Source organism: Burkholderia sp. BCC1998 (genome assembly GCF_905339875.1).
Classification (GTDB): Bacteria; Pseudomonadota; Gammaproteobacteria; order Burkholderiales; family Burkholderiaceae; genus Burkholderia.
Genome location: NZ_CAJPHE010000121.1, coordinates 1 through 258, shown reverse-complemented (window position 1 = coordinate 258; position 258 = coordinate 1). Strand labels below are relative to the sequence as shown.

The following is a 258-nucleotide window of genomic DNA, read 5'->3' as shown; positions in this document are numbered from 1 at the left end:
CAAAGCGCTCGCTGAATTTTCAGCAAACTCTTAGCATTGAAGATTGGTGGAGGCAGACGGGATCGAACCGACGACCCCCTGCTTGCAAAGCAGGTGCTCTCCCAGCTGAGCTATGCCCCCATGTACAGGTATTCCTCAGGTGTGTACCGCCACACAAGACGGTGGTGGGTCTGGTTGGATTCGAACCAACGACCCCCGCCTTATCAAGACGGTGCTCTAACCGACTGAGCTACAGACCCCTGAGTCTGTCTTTAATTT

At 53.9% G+C, this 258-nt stretch carries 2 tRNA genes; both read right to left on the bottom strand.

From position 1 onward, the window contains the following. Nucleotides 1–44 precede the first annotated feature (44 nt). Nucleotides 45–120, bottom strand: a tRNA-Ala gene (locus tag U5A56_RS37065). A 42-nt stretch (nt 121–162) separates the two neighbouring features. Beyond that, a tRNA-Ile gene (locus tag U5A56_RS37060) sits at nt 163–239 on the bottom strand. Nucleotides 240–258 lie beyond the last annotated feature (19 nt).